This window comes from Martelella limonii (genome assembly GCF_013344475.1).
GTDB classification, from domain to species: Bacteria; Pseudomonadota; Alphaproteobacteria; order Rhizobiales; family Rhizobiaceae; genus Martelella; species Martelella limonii.
Genome location: NZ_JABUOU010000004.1, coordinates 356,806 through 374,133 on the forward strand (window position 1 = coordinate 356,806; position 17,328 = coordinate 374,133).

Here is a 17,328-nt window from a genome sequence, read left to right on the forward strand (position 1 = left end):
GCGAGGTTCAAAAAAAAGTCCGACGGCTGACGATCGTGCCGACGTTCAGACCACAGGGATCGTGCCACCGTCGACAACGAATTCGGCGCCGGTGACCGCCGAGGCTGCGGGAGATGCAAGGAAGCCGATGACGGCAGCCACTTCCTCGGGCTTCGCCGGGCGCCCAAGCGGAATGCCTCCGAGGGAGCGCATGATGATCGCCTTTGCGCCCTCGTAGTCGGTTCCGTAGCCCTCGGCAATGCGTTCGGCAAGCTGAATGGAGGCTTCCGTTTCGATCCAGCCGGGCGACACCCGCACCACGCGAATGCCCCTGGGTGCCAGCTCCTTCGACAGGCTCTTGCTATAGGCTGAAAGCGCTGCCTTGGCGCTGGCATAGGCCGTGGTCGATTCCGGCAGCGGCAATTGTCGCTGGATCGAGGTCACATGCACGATGACCCCGCCTTCGCCCAGTTGCGGCGCAAGCTGCCGGTCGAGCCGAACCGCAGGCATGAGGTTAAGGTCTATTTCGCGTTGCCAGATATCGTCTGTCAACGCGGAAAAACCGCCGCCCGGCGCCGACGAACCACCCGCGACGTGAACGATGATATCGAGCCCGCCGAGAAGGCGCACGGCCTCGGCAGCGGCAGTCGCGCACCCTTCGGCACTGGCGATATCAGCCGCGACGAAAGCGACGCCGTCCGGCACCTCACTCGGCTTCGATCGGGCCGTTGTCACCACATCAGCACCGCGCGCCGCAAGATAGGCGACGACCGCGGCGCCCAGGCCGCGGGTGCCGCCGGTCACGAACGCCCGCTTTCCCGCAAACTCATCCATCAGCCGATCTCCAGCGTTTGTATGAGGTCGCTGCTCAGGGTGAAGGCATAATCGAGGTCAACGGGGCTCCCCGGAAAGTTGCCTTCGACGTGCGCGCTGACGACGATCTTGCCAGCTTCGTTTCTGGCGGCAAACGGCGTGCTGGTGTATTGGTATTGCGTTGCCGTGCTTGCCTTCCAGGCCGCAATGGCCGGCCTTCCGGTGTGGATCTCGCCTTCGTCGCGCACAACTGCATCCTCGGTAAAGCAATGCATGACCGTATCGCCATCGCCTGGATCGGCGGAAAGATATGTCGCAATCGCCTTGGGTAGATCGAGCATAATGATTGTCCTTGTTCATGGTTTCGTTGCGCGCCGTTGAAATGTGGGCTAAACTCAAAAAATGACAAGTACGGACAAAAAAGTAGGGTACCCACCTTTAAGTAAGGTTCAGTACACGCGCGAATCCGCCGCGGAAGGCGTGGAGACTGCACTGCGTTTTCTGGAAGGACGATGGAAACTGGTGATCCTGTTCCACCTTTTCGGCGGCAGGGTCATGCGGTTTTCGGAGCTGGAAAAGGCAATCCCCGCTGTATCGCAGAAGATGCTGATCCAGCAGCTTCGCGCGCTGGAAACGGACGGCATCGTCGGCCGCGTGGTCTATCCGGAGGTGCCGCCAAGGGTGGAATACCACCTCACGGACTGGGGTCAGGCGCTTTGCCCGGCGCTCGACGCGCTATTGACGTGGGCGGGGCAGAAGGAAGAGGCGGAAGCCGGCAGGAATGACGTCTAGGGACGAGACCCGCCCGGAAAGACTGTCTGCAACATTTTGCGGCCCGCGACCCATAAGAGGTCACGGGCCGCCTGTTCTCAAAGTTCGCTCTGGCTCGTCACGATGCGCGAGACAAGGCCGTATTCGATCGCCTGCTCGGCGGACAGCCAGTAGTCGCGATCGATATCCTTTGCGATCTTCTCTTCCGGCTGGCCAGTCGCCTTGGAGAAGATCTTGATCAGGCGCTCGTTCATCTTGATGATCTCGCGCGCCTGGATCTCGATATCGGACGCCATGCCGCGGGTGCCGCCGGAGGGCTGGTGCAGCAGGAAGCGGGTATTGGGCAGGCAGACGCGCTGTTCCTTTTCCGCAGAGGCGTAGATCAAGGCACCGGCGGAGGCGACCCAGCCGGAACCGATCATGATCACCTTCGGCTTGATGAACTTGATCAGGTCGTGGATGGAATCGCCCGATTCGACGTGACCGCCCGGCGAGTTCACGAAGATACGGATGTCTTCATCGGAGACGGCGGCCATCGCCACGAGCTGGGAGCAGACGCGTTGCGCCAGTTCCTGCGTGATCGGGCCATAGATGAAGATCGATCGCGATTTGAACAGATTGGCTTCCGCTTCCTTGCCCAAGGGCAGTTCTTTCGTCTTGTCGTCGTCTTCGTCGTTCATCGCAATCTCCGGAGTATGGATTCTCTACCCCGACTTAATGCGAATATCGGGCCAATACAATGTCTGGCTCAAAACAACAGGGGGTGGCCCGCAGTTCCCGTCCCGATCTTGAAATCCGAGTGTTGGATCACCATATCAACCACTGTCAGTACCGGGGATACCTCCCCGCGCCATTCCTATCATTTCTATCTGTTTGATCCTGCCATGGCTTCGCAAAGCGATGCCTGAGGCAAACCCTTTTCAACGCGAAAGGATAAGACCTTGCGTTACAATCGACTTGGAAATTCCGGCCTTAAAGTCTCCGAACTCTGCCTTGGCACGATGACCTTCGGCACCAGCGAAGGCATCTGGAAACACATCGGCGGTCTCGACCAGAACGGCGCCGACGATCTCGTGAAGATCGCCTTCGACGCCGGCATCAATTTTCTCGATACCGCCAATGTCTACTCCGAGGGCCGCTCGGAGGAGATTACCGGGCAGGCGCTGAAGAACCTCAGCATCCCCCGCGACCAGGTGGTGATCGCCTCCAAGGTGTTCGGCGCCATGGGTGAAGGCGTCAACCAGCGCGGCTCGTCCCGCGTCACAATCATGAGCGAGGTCAAGAACAGCCTGAAGCGGCTCAATACCGACTATATCGACCTCTACCAGCTCCACGGTTTCGACAACACGACCCCGATCGAGGAAACGCTCGAAGCCATGGACACGCTCGTCCGCCACGGCCATATCCGCTACGTCGGCGTCTCGAACTGGGCCGCCTGGCAGATTGCCAAGGCGCTCGGCATTTCCGAGCGCAAGGGGCTCGCGCCGATCCGGTCGCTTCAGGCCTATTACACCATCGCCGGGCGCGACCTCGAGCGCGAGATCGTTCCAATGCTGAGATCGGAAGGCGTCGGCCTGATGGTCTGGTCGCCGCTTGCCGGCGGTTTCCTGTCCGGCAAATATGATCGCGACAACCAGACGGATGGCGGCGGACGAAGGGTCGATTTCGACTTCCCGCCCGTCGACAAGGAGCGCGGCTTCGCCACCATCGACGTGATGCGACCGATTGCCGAAGCAAAAGGCGTTTCAGTCGCACAGATCGCGCTTTCCTGGCTGTTGCACCAGCAGGCCGTCACCAGCGTGATCGTCGGCGCCAAGCGGGCCGACCAGCTGAACGACAACATTGCCTCCGCCGACATCACCTTCACTGCCGACGAGATGGAAAAACTCAACGCCGTCTCCGCGCTGCCGCGCGAATATCCGGGCTGGATGTTCGAACGCCAGTCCGGCAACGAGGTCAAGACCGAACCACGCGTGCTGAAATAAAAGGCACCGAGCTGACGCACACGGCCGCCCGTACCACCGGGCGGCTTTTTTATGTTGCGCTGCACAGTCTACGTCAAATTGCCAGTGGACAGGCCGGAGAACCCGGCGATAGTCTGGACCCGCTGATTTCATAGACTGACATTTCATAGACTGACAAAGAGGGAACCATGTTCAAGCGCATCGCCCGGCCCGCCGCCCTTTCGGCTGGCCTTCTTCTTGCCGCCGGCGCTCCGGCCTTCGCCCATCTCAATCCCGCCGAGCACGGCTCGTTCATGGCCGGCCTGTCGCATCCGATGACCGGCGCCGACCATATCCTGGCGATGGTCGCGGTCGGCATCTGGGCCGCGATGATCGGCGGGCGCGCCATGCTCGCGGTTCCGGCGGCCTTCGTTGTGACCATGGGTATCGGCTTCGCGCTGGCGCTTTCCGGCGTATCGCTGCCCTTCGTCGAACCTGCAATCCTCGCCTCCGTGGTCGCCCTCGGCCTCATGGTGGCGCTCGCGGTCAAGCTTCCGGCTTCGGCAAGTGCGGCCGTGGTCGCCGTCTTCGCGCTGTTTCACGGCTACGCCCACGGCACGGAGCTCGGCGGCGCCGGCGCTGCAACCTTCGGCCTCGGCTTCATCGCCGGCACGGCGCTGCTCCATGCGGCAGGCGTAGGCCTTGGCATCGGCCTCAACCGGCTCGGTGGCATGACGCTGTCGCGTATCCTGGGCGGCGCCACCGCGCTTGCCGGCATCGCCATGATGGCCGGCTGATCACCCTCACGCAAAAGGCGGCCCCGCAAGGCGCCGCCTTTATTCGTTCAGCCGCGGCCGCGATAAGGCGCGACACCCTGATCCGGCAGCCACACACCGTCGGGCGGCGCGCCGGTCTGCCAGAACACGTCTATCGGAATGCCGCCACGCGGATACCAATAGGCCCCGAACCGGAGCCATTTCGGCTCGGTCAGCGCCACGATGCGCTTGGCGATATAGATCGAGCAGTCCTCGTGGAAGGCGCCGTGGTTGCGGAAGGAATGCAGGAACAGTTTCAGCGATTTCGATTCGACCAGCCATTTGCCGGGAATGTAGTCGATCACGATATGGGCGAAGTCCGGCTGCCCGGTCATCGGGCAGAGCGAGGTGAATTCGGGTGCGGTAAAGCGCACCACGAAATCCGTTCCGGCCTCGGAAAACGGCACCCTCTCCATTACCGCCTCTTCGGGCGAGGACGGCGTCTCGACCGCGTGACCAAGCTGGGAGAGACCGGAAACATCTGTGCTTGCCATGGAAGGCTCCTTCAATGCACTTCGCTCAGGTGGAAAAACCTGACGTCAACGAAAATGCTTCACAAACGCACGATAGCGCGGCGCTTCGGTGAAACCGTGACCATGCTCTAGCTGAGGCGAACCCGGACCCCGTGCGGCTTCACGCCTTCGGGCTCGACGTGGATGGCAAGCGACGCACCGGGGATCGCGTGCTTGATCGCTGCCTCCAGACGGTCGCAGATGTCGTGCGCCTCGCCGACAGGCATGTTTTCGCTCACCACGAGATGGAAATCGATGAAGGCTGCGGAGCCTGCCCGGCGCGTGCGCAGATCGTGCGCGCCTGACGAGCCGGACCCATTCTCGATGATCGCCCTTTCGATGGTCGCGATCTCGTCCGGCGACAGCGCCGTATCCATCAGCCCGCCCACAGATTCGCTGATCAACTGCCAGCCGGCATAGACAATATGGAGCGCGACCGCGATTGCGATCAGCGGATCGAAGATCGCATAACCCGTGGCGAGTGCAAGCGCGAGGCCGGCCACGACGCCGATCGAGGTGATGACGTCGGTGCGGATATGCTTGCCGTCCGCCACCAGAGCGGGCGAGCGCGCCGCCCGGCCCGCGCGCACCAGCACATAGGCCCAGACACCGTTGATCACGCTTGCCACAACGTTGACGGCGAGGCCGATATGGATGTCATTGGGCATGTCGGGGTGGAAGAGCTCCGAAGCCGCCTCCTTGAAGATCAGGAGGGCCGCCAAGACGATCGCGACACCCTCGATCACGGCGGAGATATATTCCGCCTTGTGATGGCCGAACTGGTGATCATGGTCGGCGGGCTTCGACGCATAGACGATCGCGACAAAGGCCGCGACCGAGGCGACCACATTGACGATCGATTCCAGCGCATCCGACAGAAGGGCAACGGAGCCGGTCAGATACCAGGCGGCAAGCTTGATCGCGAGCACCAGGATCGACAGTGGAATGGTCGCCAGTGCGAGCTTGCGGGGGATGCTGTGTTTTTCGGCTGTGCTCATCGCGCGCTTCCCTGCCGTTCATGCATCAGCGGGAAACCGGACGGTTCCCTTCGGAGGATGCAAACTGCCTGAGTGTCCGACCGTACCGGAATGCCATGACGGTCATATGCAATAGGCGGACCGGAGCGGTCCGCCGCGCATAGCTACTCAAACCTTCCGCATTCCGCAAGCCTCAGCCGGCAGCTTTCCTGCCGGAAACATCCTGATGACCGACAAGCTTGCCCACCACATTTTCGATGATCCGCATGCCGGCATCGCCGCCGAGCGTCATGATCGATTCCGGATGGAACTGAACGGCGGCCACCGGCTCGCTCTGGTGCTCGATGCCCATGACGATGCCGTCATCGGTTTCGGCCGAAATCACGAATTCCTGCGGCAGTGCCACGGCATCGGCAAAGATCGAGTGATAACGGCCGACGGTGATCTCTCTCGGAAGCCCGTCGAAGAGGCGGCCGTGCTCGAGAATGCGGATGCGCGATGGCTTGCCATGCATCGGCACGGCAAGCTGGCGCAGCGTGCCGCCATAGGCCTCGGCAAGCGCCTGCAGCCCGAGGCAGACGCCGAAGAGCGGCAAATTGCGCGCCCGCGCCTTCTTGATCGTCGCCTTGCAATCGAAATCCTTCGGCATGCCCGGCCCGGGCGACAGCACCACCAGATCGGGCGCCACCCGGTCGAAGGTTTCATCGGCCACGGGTGAACGCACGGTGGACACCTCCGCGCCGGTCTGGCGGAAATAATTGGCGAGCGTGTGAACGAAGCTGTCCTCGTGATCGACCAGCAGGATCTTCAGCCCCGTACCGACCTTCTCGACGGCCCGGACGGCCGGCGCGCGCTTTTCCGCATCCGCCTCGCGGATGGCGGCAAGCATCGCCGATGCCTTCAGCTCGGTTTCCGCTTCCTCTTCATGGGGATCGGAATCATAGAGCAGCGTCGCGCCGGCGCGCACTTCGGCCACGCCCTGCTTGACGCGGATGGTGCGCAGCGTGAGCCCCGTATTCATGTCGCCGTTGAAGCCGACCATGCCGATCGCGCCGCCATACCAGGCGCGCGGGCTCTTTTCATTGCGCTCGATGAAGCGCATGGCCCAGAGCTTCGGCGCGCCGGTCACCGTCACGGCCCAGGCATGGCTGAGGAAGGCGTCGAAGGCATCCATGCCGGCCCTGAGCCGGCCCTCGATATGATCGACCGTATGGATCAGCCGCGAATACATCTCGATCTGGCGCCGCCCGATCACCTTGACCGAGCCCGGCTCGCAGACCCGGCTCTTGTCGTTGCGATCGACGTCGGAGCACATGGTCAGCTCGGACTCATCCTTTTGCGAATTGAGCAGCTTCAGGATCTGCTGGCTGTCGGCGATCGGATCTTCGCCGCGCTTGATCGTACCGGAGATCGGGCAGGTCTCGACCCGCCTTCCGGTCACGCGCACGAACATTTCCGGCGAGGCGCCGATCAGATATTCCTGATTGCCGAGATTGATGAAGAAGGAATAGGGCGACGGATTGGTGGCCTTCAGCCGCTTGGAGATCGCCGAGGGCTGGCTTGCGCAGCGTTCCATGAACTGCTGGCCGGGGACCACCTCGAACAGGTCGCCGCGCACGAAGCTTTCCTTGGCCTTGGTGACGAGTTCCGCATATTCGCCCGTGCGGTGGTCGCTTTTCGGCGGTACGCTGTTGGAAGGGCGGAAGGGATCGGGTTCGATCGTGCCATCCCGGCCATTGGTGGTGACACTGTCCTTTTCGAAATCATAGCGGTCGATCCAGGCCTTTGCCGCATGGTTGTCGACCATCAGAACTTCGTCCGGCAGGAACAGAACCATGTCGCGCTGGTCGGCGGGCCGTTCAAGAGAGAGCGTCACCGCGTCAAACTGGAAGGCCAAATCGTATCCGAACGCGCCGTAAAGCCCGAGACTTGCGTCTTCCTCGGAGAAGAACAGATCCGTGATCGCCCGCAGCACGGTAAAGACCGTCGGCGCCTTGGAGCGCTCCTCCTCGGTGAACTGCCGGTCGGGCTCTGCCACCTTCAGGTCGATGCGGCGGGTCTCGCGCGAAAGAATCGTGAGGGCATCCAGCGCCTCGAGCACCGGCAGGATCAGCGAGAGGAGCGCCTCGCCACGGCCATTGAAGGCCTCCAGCCAGACATTGCGGCCATTGCAGGAAATCGCCACCGGCGGATCGATGACGGCGGTGTCCCAGCGGGTGTAGCGGCCCGGATACTCATAGTTTGACGAGAGCACCGCACCCCGGCGCGAATCCAGCCGATCGATATAGCCCGAGATCGCGTCGTCATAGGGCACGAAGCGCCGCGTGCGCGTGATGGTCACGCCACCCCTGGTGATATAGGTTTCGCCGCCGTCGGGCCGTTCATGAAGGCTCATTCTGCTTGCTCCATCGCGCGATGCGCCGCGCGCATCCAGAAAAACGTTAAACCCTTCACAAGGACGGCCAACAAAAAAGCCGCCTCTTGCGGGGGCGGCTTCGTCTGATCAGGTAAACATGGGTGATCGCGGCCGCCTTTAGCGAGCCCACCACCAGTTAGCAATGTTGTTCGTGCTGATCATCATGCAGAATGTGTAACGCAAGGCCGGGATGCTGGCAAGCAGGATGTCATCGCCCCGGTTGAAATCTCCGGGGCGACCGATCATCACGCGAACTTGCCGTGGCAGTGCTTGAACTTGAGGCCGGAGCCACAAGGGCACGGCTCGTTGCGGCCGACATTCTTCCATTCATCGGGAATGGACGCGGCCTCGCCGGAAGCAACCTGCTCGGCGCCCATTTCATCCTCGCCCGTTTCCGGATCGATATGGCTGGCGCGCACCTGCGCGAGATCGATCTCGGGGCGTGGCGGCGGCGGGGCCTCGCGAACAAGCTGGACACGCGACAGCTGCGAAACGGCGACTTCGCGCATATTGCTCAGCAGTGCCTGGAACAGTTCGAAAGCCTCGGCCTTGTATTCCTGCAGCGGGTCGCGCTGGGCGTAACCCCGGAAGCCGATGACCGAGCGCAGATGATCGAGATTGACGATATGCTCGCGCCACAGGTGATCAAGCGCCTGCATCGCGACCTGGCGTTCGACATATTTCAGAACATCGGGACCGAACTGCTCGGCCTGCTGGGCACGCCTGGCTTCAATCTGCTTTGCGGCCTGGTTGATGCGTTCCTCGATCTCGGGCTCGGCAATGCCATCTTCTTCCGCCCACTGTTCGATCGGCAGGTCGAGATTGAGAATGCGCAGGCAGTCTTCCTTGAGCCCGGCAACATCCCACTGCTCGGCATAGGCGCGCTCGGGAATGCGGCTCTTGACCGCCTTTTCGATGACGTCTTCGCGCATTTCCGTGACGATTTCGGAAATGTCGTCCGAATCCATCAGTTCCTTGCGCTGATCAAAGACCACCTTGCGCTGGTCGTTGAGCACGTCATCATATTTCAGCAGGTTCTTGCGGATATCGAAGTTGCGGGCTTCGACCTTCTTCTGCGCGCGCTCCAGAGCCTTGTTGATCCAGGGATGGACGATCGCCTCGCCTTCCTTCAGGCCGAGCTTCGTCAGCATGCTTTCCATGCGGTCGGAACCGAAGATGCGCATCAGGTCGTCCTGAAGCGACAGATAGAATTTCGAACGGCCCGGATCGCCCTGACGGCCGGAACGGCCGCGCAGCTGGTTATCGATGCGGCGGCTTTCATGGCGTTCGGTCGCGATCACGTAAAGTCCGCCGGCGGCAAGCGCCTGGGCCTTCAACCGGGCGATGTCCTCGCGGATCGCCTGTTCCTTCGCCTCGCGCTCGGGACCCGGCGGCGTGAACTTGCGGGCGACTTCCACCCGCTCGCCCTGCTCGTTGGTCACGATGTCGATGCCCGGCTCGGTATCGCCGAGCTCGGCTTCGATGCGCATTTCGAGATTGCCGCCGAGCTGGATGTCGGTACCGCGGCCGGCCATGTTGGTAGCGATCGTCAGCGCGCCCGGAACGCCGGCCTGCGAGATGATGAAGGCTTCCTGCTCGTGATAACGCGCATTCAGCACGCTGAAATCGGTAATGCCGTCCTTTTTCAGGGCAGCGGCCAGAAGCTCGGACTTCTCGATCGAGGTGGTGCCGACCAGAACCGGCTGGCCCTTGGCCTTGGCCTCCTTGATCTCTTCGACGATCGCCAGGTATTTTTCCTGCTGCGTCAGATAGACTTCATCGTCCTCGTCGAGACGGGCGATCGGCACATTGGTCGGCACTTCGACGACCTCGAGACCGTAAATATTGGCAAATTCCTCCGCCTCGGTCGCAGCCGTACCGGTCATGCCGGCAAGCTTGTCATACATGCGGAAATAATTCTGGAAGGTGATCGAGGCGAGCGTCTGGTTTTCCGGCTGGATCTTGACGTTTTCCTTGGCTTCCAGCGCCTGGTGCTGGCCATCGGAATAGCGCCGGCCCGGCATCATGCGGCCCGTGAACTCGTCGATGATCACCACTTCGCCGTCGCGGACGATATAGTCCTTGTCGCGCGAGAACAGCTTGTGGGCGCGCAGCGCATTGTTGAGGTGGTGGACGATCGCGACATTCTCGATATCGTAGAGCGAGGCGCCCTTCATCATGCCGTTTTCGGTCAGAAGCTTTTCCAGCTTCTCCATCCCGTCCTCGGAGAAGTTGGCGGAGCGCTGCTTCTCGTCGAGCTCGTAATCGCCTTCTTCCAGCATCGGGATAATTTTGTTCATCGACACGTAGAGGTCGGAGCGGTCATCAAGCGGGCCGGAAATGATCAGCGGCGTGCGCGCCTCGTCAACCAGGATCGAGTCGACTTCGTCGACGATCGCATAGTTGTGGCCGCGCTGGACCATTTCGGAGCGCTGCATCTTCATGTTGTCGCGCAGATAGTCGAAGCCGAGCTCGTTATTGGTGGCGTAGGTGATGTCGGCGATATAGGCGTCGCGACGCTGACGGTCGTCGATGCCGTGATAGATCACGCCGGTCGTGAGACCCAGAAAGCCGTAGAGCTTGCCCATGTGCTCGCTGTCGCGGCGGGCGAGGTAATCGTTGACGGTGACGACATGGACGCCCTTGCCGGCAAGCGCGTTCAGGTAGACCGGAAGCGTTGCGACCAGCGTCTTGCCTTCACCGGTCTTCATTTCGGCGATCGAATTCTCGTTCAGGATCATGCCGCCGATGAGCTGAACGTCGAACGGGCGCATGCCAAGCACGCGCTTTGCAGCTTCGCGCACCACCGCGAAAGCTTCGACCAGAATGTCATCGAGCGTCTTGCCATCGGCGAGCTGCTGCCTGAATTCTGCCGTCTTGGCCTTCAGCGCCTCATCGGAAAGGGCCGAAATCTGCTCTTCCATCGCGTTGATCGCCGCGACACGGGGCCGGTAGGCACGAATCCGGCGGTCGTTGGCCGAACCGAACAATTTGCGGGCTACGCCACCGAGTGAGACCATTTCAATCGCTCTTTCCGAAAGTTGTCACAGTTGAATTCTATGTATCGCCCGTTGCATCGATGCGCGTCCGGACGTGTGGACGCTGGATTGGCAGACAGATAAGAGGGGGGTCAAGCTATGTCAACGTCAAAGCCCGTGGCAAAAAAGGCAGAATCGCGCGAAGAACCGCCCTCCGTTCAGCTTCGCTTCAGATTAAAAAGAAGAAAGGTTGCAACGTTCGACGCCGTTTTGCGTTGACGGACGGAGGAGAGGCAACCACATTCCCGACCATTCATCGGCTGATCTCGACGGGCCGCAACGTTTACGTTCAAACAAACCAAAAAGGTGAACTCATGCAGAAACGAACCCTGGCAGCCGCAGCGCTGCTCGCAACCACCGTCAGCTTTGCCGCACCGGTCTTTGCGCAGGACACCACCACTTCCGACACCGCCGCCGAGACCGCCCAGACCACCGGCGCAACCGAAACCGCCGCCGATGGTGATGCCGTGGTGGCAACCGTTGCCGGCACGCCGATCACCGAAGCGCAACTTCAGGAGACGGTCAACCAGTTCAAGGGTCAGTTCGGCCAGATGCCGGAAGACCAGATGCGCGCCATCGCGCTTTCAAGCCTCATCGACATGAAGCTGATTTCGGATGCCGCTGCCGACGAAGGCCTCGACGAGACCGATGCGTTCAAGACCCGTATGGAACAGCTGCGCGAGCAGGAACTCTACAACGCCTATTTCGATCAGGTGATCAGCAAGCAGATTACCGATGACATGCTGAAGGCGCGCTATGACGAGGAAATCGCCAAGGCGCCGAAGATGGAAGAAGTCCACGCCCGCCATATCCTCGTCGAAAATGAGGCCGAAGCCAACGAGATCATCAAGGAACTCGACGGCGGCGCAAGCTTCGAAGAGCTCGCCAAGGAACACTCCACCGGTCCGAGCGGCCCGGAAGGCGGCGACCTCGGCTACTTCACCAAGGGCCAGATGGTACCGGAATTCGAAGCGGCAGCCTTTGCGCTCGAGCCCGGCAAATACACCGAAACCCCGGTCAAGACCGATTTCGGCTACCATGTGATCGAGGTCGAGGACAAGCGCGAGAAGGCCCCTGTCGCTTTCGATCAGATCAAGCCGCAGCTGCAGCAGCTGGTCGCCGGCGAAAAATACAATGAGGTCGTCAACGATCTCAAGCAGGGCGATACGGTCGTTATCGAAGATAAGGACTTGCAAGCAAGCTACGACGCCGTCAATAAAATGCAGAAGTAAAATCAAACTCCGGCCCGCTCTGCGGGCCGGAAACTTATCCGGCCGGGGCACTGACGCTGCCCGGCCACAATGAGGGTCATCATGTCCACTGCCATTTCTCCGCTCGCGCCCAAATCCCTGACCCCGATGCCCCTGATCGACGGGGTGCGCCTGGCAACGGCCAGCGCCGGGATCAAGTACAAGGGCCGCACCGATGTGATGATGATGATCTTCGACGAACCGGCAGCGGTTGCCGGCGTCTTCACGCGTTCGCGCTGCCCTTCGGCGCCGGTGGATTTCTGCAGGGCCAATCTTGCAAACGGCACGGCGAAGGTTGTCGTGGTGAATTCCGGCAATGCCAACGCCTTTACCGGCAAGAAGGGCAGCGAGGCGACCGCGCTGACGGCAAGGACGGCTGCGGAAGCTGCCGGATGCAGCACCGGCGAGGTTTACCTTGCCTCCACGGGCGTGATCGGCGAACCGCTCGATGCCTCCAAATTCGCAGGCGTGCTCGCAGACATGGCGCGGGATGCAACGCCCGACTTCTGGCAGGATGCCGCCCGGGCGATCATGACCACCGACACCTATCCTAAGGTCGCAACCCGCGGCGCCACCATCGACGGCGTCGAGGTCACGCTGAACGGCATGGCCAAGGGCGCCGGCATGATCGCGCCCGACATGGCGACGATGCTGTCCTTCATCGCCACCGATGCGGCGATCTCCGCCGAAGCGCTTCAGGCGCTGCTGTCTGAAGGCGTCGGCGAAAGCTTCAACTCGATCACCATCGACAGCGACACGTCCACATCCGACACCGTGCTCGTGTTCGCCACCGGAAAAGCGCCCGGCCAGGATCCGGTGACTGACGCCGGCGATCCCCGCCTTGATGATTTCCGCGCCGCGCTCCACGCGCTGATGAAGGATCTCGCAATCCAGATCGTGCGCGACGGCGAAGGCGCCCGCAAGATGGTGACGGTCAATGTCACCGGCGCCGAAGACAATCGCGCCGCCTTCGAGATTGCCCGCTCTATCGCCAATTCCCCGCTGGTCAAGACAGCGGTCGCCGGCGAAGACGCCAATTGGGGCCGTGTGGTCATGGCCGTCGGCAAGGCCGGCGAAAAGGCCGACCGCGACCGGCTGTCGATCTGGTTTGGCGATGTCCGCGTTGCCGTCAACGGCGAACGCGACCCGGACTATTCGGAAGCCCACACCTCTGCCGTGATGCGCGAGGAAGATATCACCATCCGTGCCGATCTTGGCATCGGCGACGGCCAGGCGACGATCTATACCTGCGATCTGACAAAGGAATATGTCGCGATCAACGGCGACTATCGCAGCTGAAACAGGCGTTGCTGCATCGCAACACAGGCGGCGGCAACGCCGCCTTCCGTGTTTACAGCCAAAGCCTGCCGCGCTTAGATGCGGCAAACGGATCGTCACTGGATCGGAACTGACTTGAACATTGATCTTCCGCTCGTCCGCCGGCTGGAAGCCATGGGATTGCGTGCCTGGCCTGCCAAGAACGTGCTCTACGATGGCGCCTGGCAGCTGCGCATCACCGCCGGCCACCCCTCCAAACGGCTGAACAGCCTTTCGGTGCTAGACCGCTCGGACATCGCCGACATGGAAATCCGGCTTGAAAAGGCGAAGCGTCATTACGCCGCCTTCGGCCGGCCATTGCTGATCCGGGAGACGCCGCTGACACCCCAACCGCTCTGCGACTATCTCGGCGCGGAAGGTGCGACCCATTTCGACGAAAGCCTCGTGATGACGCTCGATCTCAAGGCGTTCTCCGCCGAGGATGCCATAGAGGTGCTGCCAAGCCAGGATGTCGGGCGCTTCGTCGATGCGTCGCTTGCCATCAATCCGGTCGAGGGCCTCACCAAGGCGGGACTTGCCGAGGTGGTGACCGCGATCAAGCCCGCCCACGGTCTCTTCATGCGCGAGAGCGAAGACGGCACGCCCTATGCGGCAGCGCTCGCCGTGCATGATTTCGACATGAGCGGGATCGAGGCCTTTGCCGTTTCCGCCGACGCCCGCCGCAAGGGTCATGGCGGCAAGCTGGTCGCTGCCATCCTCCGCTGGGCCAAGGGCCGCGGCGCCGGCATGGCCTGGCTGCAAGTGACGTCCACCAACACGGGCGCAATCGCGCTTTACGAGGGCCTTGGCTTCAGGGAAGCCTATCGCTACCGCTACTGGCAGGAAACATGATGACGGATGCTCCGAAAAGACTGCTGCTGGTGGCAGCCTGCGCCCTGATCGACACCGACGGGCGGATATTGCTCGCCCAGCGCCCCGAGGGCAAGTCGCTTGCGGGTCTGTGGGAGTTTCCGGGCGGCAAGGTGGAACATGGCGAAACGCCGGAAGACTGCCTGGTGCGCGAGCTGGAAGAGGAACTCGGCATCACCACCAAGGTCGCCTGCCTTGCGCCGCTGACCTTTGCCAGCCACACCTATGACGACTTCCACCTGCTGATGCCGCTTTACGTCTGCCGCCGCTATCAGGGCATTCCCTCGGGCCGCGAGGGGCAGGCTATCAAATGGGTGCGTGCGAAGGATCTGCGCGACTACCCGATGCCGCCGGCCGACGAGCCGCTGATCCCGATCCTGCAGGATCTTCTCTGACATCGCAGATGATGGCTGACGGCTTCGCCCGACGGACCTAGTTCTTGAGCCTTGAAGCCGGACCGATGCTGCGGTTGATCACCGGCAGGATTTCGTTCTCGTATGAAGCCGCATCGATCGGCCCGATCTTCTTGTAGATGATCGTCCCATCGGCACCGACGACGAAGGTCTCCGGGATACCGTAGACGCCCCAATCGATCGCTTCCGCGCCGTTTTCATCCACGCCGATCGCACTGTAGGGATTGCCGAGTTCGTTGAGGAACTGAAGCGCCTTGGCAGGCTTGTCCTTGTAGTTGATGCCGACGAGGTTGATCGCCGGGTCTTCCGCAAGCTTCATCAGGAACGGATGCTCGGCCCTGCATGGAATGCACCAGGACGCGAACACGTTGACGAGGGTGAACCTGCCGGAGATCTCCGCATCGGTGAGTGCCGGACGGTTGCTGCCCTGAAGTGCGGGAAGATCAATCTTCGGTGCGGGCTTGCCGATCAGCACAGAGGGTATTTCGGAGGGATCATGGCCGGACAGGATCTGCCAGCCGAACACGCCGAACAGCGCTGCAACGACGATCAGCGGAATGGCTGCGACCAGATAGCGGCGCTTTTCGCTCATGAGCGGGCTTTCCTGCTGCGGCGTAGCGCGCCTGCCTTCTCGAGCGCCGCAAGTTCCTTCCGACGCGCGGCGCCGTCAGCAACGAGCCAGAGGATGAGGCCGGCAAAGACCAGCCCGGTCACGCCATAGGCCGAATAGATGTAAAAGGCATGGCTCACGGGATGATCCTCGGCGCTTCCACCCGGCTTGCGGCGACCCGGCGCTGGGCTGCCACCCGGCGCCGCAGGATCTCGTTGCGCATGGCGGCAAGATGCATGGTGAAAAAGGCGAACGTATAGGCAAGCGCCATCACGGCCAGCGGCCAGAGGAACACCGGATCGATCGTCGGCCCGTCGAAGCGCATCACGCTTGCCGGCTGGTGCAGCGTGTTCCACCAGTCGACCGAGAACTTGATGATCGGGATGTTGACGACCCCGACAAGGATCAGGATCGCGGCAAGGCGCGCGGCGCGCTGGGGCTCATCAACGGCGCGATGAAGCGCGATGATGCCGAGATACATCAGGAAAAGGATGAAGACGGAGGTGAGCCGGGCATCCCACACCCACCACGCGCCCCACATCGGCTTGCCCCAGAGCGAACCGGTGACGAGCGCCAGAAAGGTGAACGCGGCCCCGATCGGCGCTGCCGCCTTGTGGGCGACATCGGCCAGCGGATGGCGCCAGACCAGCGTGCCGAGTGCGGCGGCGGCCATCACCATATAGCACATCATCGACAGCCAGGCGGCGGGTACGTGGATATACATGATCCGGACGGTATCGCCCTGCTGGTAATCCCCTTCGGAGGTGAAGGAGAGATAGAGCCCGACGGCAAACAGGGCGAGCGTGATCGCGATCATGAAGGGCAGGAGGCGCGCGACGAGGCTCAAAAACCGCGTCGGGTTTGCCAGCCCCGTGATCAAGCCTGTCTTTGCCGCGTTCTGGTTCATCGTTTCGATCGTGCCTCTGTCTCGCATGGGTTTGGCTCAATCATCCGCCTGACGCAAGGCCAGAGCGGCCGCCACCGGCCCGACGACCGCAAAAAATAACGTGATCGCGACGAGCAGAAGAAACGGCGGAAGGAAGGGTTCGATATCGGAGGTCACGGCATGGCTTGCACCGACGCCGAAGATCAGCACCGGGATCGCAAGCGGCAGGATCAGGATCGGCACCAGCAATCCGCCGCGCGGCAGCGACACCGCGATCGCCGCACCCGCAGCGCCGATGAAGGTGATGGCGGGCGAGCCGACCAGCAGCGTCACGAACGCAGCACCGAGACCCGCAGGCCCGATATTCAGCAACAGCCCCATGACCGGCGACAGGATGACGAGCGGCAGCACATAGCCCGTCCAGTGCGCCAGGCACTTCACCAGCACCACGATCACCAGCGGCTCGTCGCCCATTTTCAGAAGATCGAGCGAACCGTCATCGCGCTCGGCCCGGAACATGCGATCAAGCCCGATCAGCGTCGACAGGAGCACCGCGATCCAGACCATGGCCGGACCGATGCGCGCAAGGAGCGCGAGATCCGGCCCGACGCCGAACGGCACCACCGCGACCACGGAGAGAAAGAACAGGAGCCCGACCAGCGCACCGCCGCCGGCGCGCACGGAGAGAACCAGATCGCGGCGATAAAGCGCCCACATC

Annotated in this window: 18 protein-coding genes; 7 read left to right on the forward strand and 11 right to left on the reverse strand. The window is 62.0% G+C overall.

Annotation, left to right across the window (positions count from 1 at the left end; genetic code table 11):
* Window positions 1–45: 45 nt before the first annotated feature.
* Window positions 46–813, reverse strand: a complete 768-nt coding sequence (locus tag HPQ62_RS11495) for an SDR family oxidoreductase (protein WP_174802681.1) — start codon at window positions 811–813, stop codon at window positions 46–48.
* Window positions 813–1,133, reverse strand: coding sequence for a nuclear transport factor 2 family protein (locus HPQ62_RS11500; RefSeq protein ID WP_174802682.1), 321 nt, complete (start codon window positions 1,131–1,133; stop codon window positions 813–815). The genes HPQ62_RS11495 and HPQ62_RS11500 overlap by 1 nt, the downstream gene beginning before the upstream one ends.
* Before the next feature lie 61 nt (window positions 1,134–1,194).
* Between HPQ62_RS11500 and HPQ62_RS11505 the strand changes: the two genes are divergently transcribed.
* On the forward strand, window positions 1,195–1,584 hold the full coding sequence (locus HPQ62_RS11505) for a winged helix-turn-helix transcriptional regulator (RefSeq protein ID WP_174802683.1): 390 nt from the start codon (window positions 1,195–1,197) through the stop codon (window positions 1,582–1,584).
* 77 nt (window positions 1,585–1,661) lie between these two features.
* On the opposite strand, the gene HPQ62_RS11510 is transcribed toward HPQ62_RS11505, so the two are convergent.
* Window positions 1,662–2,243 (reverse strand): ATP-dependent Clp protease proteolytic subunit, encoded by a 582-nt coding sequence (locus HPQ62_RS11510; protein ID WP_174802684.1) that lies wholly within the window; start codon window positions 2,241–2,243, stop codon window positions 1,662–1,664.
* 261 nt (window positions 2,244–2,504) lie between these two features.
* On the opposite strand from HPQ62_RS11510, the gene HPQ62_RS11515 reads away from it, so the two are divergent.
* Together HPQ62_RS11515 and HPQ62_RS11520 are read left to right on the forward strand one after the other, a co-directional pair.
* On the forward strand, window positions 2,505–3,548 hold the full coding sequence (locus HPQ62_RS11515; protein ID WP_174802685.1) for an aldo/keto reductase: 1,044 nt from the start codon (window positions 2,505–2,507) through the stop codon (window positions 3,546–3,548).
* A 167-nt stretch (window positions 3,549–3,715) separates the two neighbouring features.
* Window positions 3,716–4,303 carry a HupE/UreJ family protein gene (locus tag HPQ62_RS11520; protein ID WP_174802686.1) on the forward strand — a complete coding sequence of 196 codons (588 nt, stop codon included), beginning with the start codon at window positions 3,716–3,718 and terminating at the stop codon, window positions 4,301–4,303.
* 47 nt (window positions 4,304–4,350) lie between these two features.
* On the opposite strand, the gene queF is transcribed toward HPQ62_RS11520, so the two are convergent.
* The 4 genes from queF to secA all read right to left on the reverse strand — a co-directional run bounded on the left by queF (window position 4,351) and on the right by secA (window position 11,246).
* Window positions 4,351–4,815 carry a preQ(1) synthase gene (queF, locus tag HPQ62_RS11525; RefSeq protein ID WP_174802687.1) on the reverse strand — a complete coding sequence of 155 codons (465 nt, stop codon included), beginning with the start codon at window positions 4,813–4,815 and terminating at the stop codon, window positions 4,351–4,353.
* 107 nt (window positions 4,816–4,922) lie between these two features.
* Window positions 4,923–5,831: a cation diffusion facilitator family transporter gene (locus HPQ62_RS11530; RefSeq protein ID WP_174802688.1), complete on the reverse strand. Its 909-nt coding sequence runs from the start codon at window positions 5,829–5,831 to the stop codon at window positions 4,923–4,925.
* A gap of 172 nt (window positions 5,832–6,003) precedes the next feature.
* On the reverse strand, window positions 6,004–8,205 hold the full coding sequence (locus tag HPQ62_RS11535; RefSeq protein ID WP_174802689.1) for an anthranilate synthase: 2,202 nt from the start codon (window positions 8,203–8,205) through the stop codon (window positions 6,004–6,006).
* 266 nt (window positions 8,206–8,471) lie between these two features.
* Complete coding sequence (secA, locus tag HPQ62_RS11540) at window positions 8,472–11,246, reverse strand: preprotein translocase subunit SecA (protein ID WP_174802690.1); 2,775 nt, start codon at window positions 11,244–11,246, stop codon at window positions 8,472–8,474.
* A gap of 332 nt (window positions 11,247–11,578) precedes the next feature.
* Here secA and HPQ62_RS11545 point away from each other — a divergent pair, with 332 nt between their 5' ends.
* The 4 genes from HPQ62_RS11545 (at window position 11,579) to mutT (ending at window position 15,096) form a co-directional block, all read left to right on the forward strand.
* Window positions 11,579–12,496, forward strand: coding sequence for a peptidylprolyl isomerase (locus HPQ62_RS11545; protein WP_174802691.1), 918 nt, complete (start codon window positions 11,579–11,581; stop codon window positions 12,494–12,496).
* A gap of 81 nt (window positions 12,497–12,577) precedes the next feature.
* Entirely contained in the window at window positions 12,578–13,813 is a 1,236-nt protein-coding gene (argJ, locus tag HPQ62_RS11550; RefSeq protein ID WP_174802692.1) for a bifunctional glutamate N-acetyltransferase/amino-acid acetyltransferase ArgJ, read from the forward strand.
* Window positions 13,814–13,966: 153 nt separating this feature from the next.
* Window positions 13,967–14,683, forward strand: a complete 717-nt coding sequence (locus tag HPQ62_RS11555; RefSeq protein ID WP_425312626.1) for a GNAT family N-acetyltransferase — start codon at window positions 13,967–13,969, stop codon at window positions 14,681–14,683.
* Window positions 14,683–15,096: an 8-oxo-dGTP diphosphatase MutT gene (gene mutT / locus HPQ62_RS11560; RefSeq protein ID WP_174802694.1), complete on the forward strand. Its 414-nt coding sequence runs from the start codon at window positions 14,683–14,685 to the stop codon at window positions 15,094–15,096. The genes HPQ62_RS11555 and mutT overlap by 1 nt, the downstream gene beginning before the upstream one ends.
* Window positions 15,097–15,133: 37 nt before the next feature.
* On the opposite strand, the gene HPQ62_RS11565 is transcribed toward mutT, so the two are convergent.
* The 4 genes from HPQ62_RS11565 to ccmB are packed head-to-tail and all read right to left on the reverse strand — an operon-like array spanning window position 15,134 to window position 17,327.
* Window positions 15,134–15,706 (reverse strand): DsbE family thiol:disulfide interchange protein, encoded by a 573-nt coding sequence (locus HPQ62_RS11565; protein WP_174802695.1) that lies wholly within the window; start codon window positions 15,704–15,706, stop codon window positions 15,134–15,136.
* On the reverse strand, window positions 15,703–15,864 hold the full coding sequence (gene ccmD / locus HPQ62_RS11570; RefSeq protein WP_174802696.1) for a heme exporter protein CcmD: 162 nt from the start codon (window positions 15,862–15,864) through the stop codon (window positions 15,703–15,705). Before ccmD ends, HPQ62_RS11565 begins: the two co-directional genes overlap by 4 nt.
* Window positions 15,861–16,631 carry a heme ABC transporter permease gene (locus HPQ62_RS11575; RefSeq protein WP_174802798.1) on the reverse strand — a complete coding sequence of 257 codons (771 nt, stop codon included), beginning with the start codon at window positions 16,629–16,631 and terminating at the stop codon, window positions 15,861–15,863. The genes ccmD and HPQ62_RS11575 overlap by 4 nt, the downstream gene beginning before the upstream one ends.
* A 36-nt stretch (window positions 16,632–16,667) precedes the next feature.
* A complete protein-coding gene (gene ccmB / locus HPQ62_RS11580) occupies window positions 16,668–17,327 on the reverse strand; it encodes a heme exporter protein CcmB (RefSeq protein WP_174802697.1) in 660 nt (219 codons plus the stop codon).
* Window position 17,328: the final 1 nt, after the last annotated feature.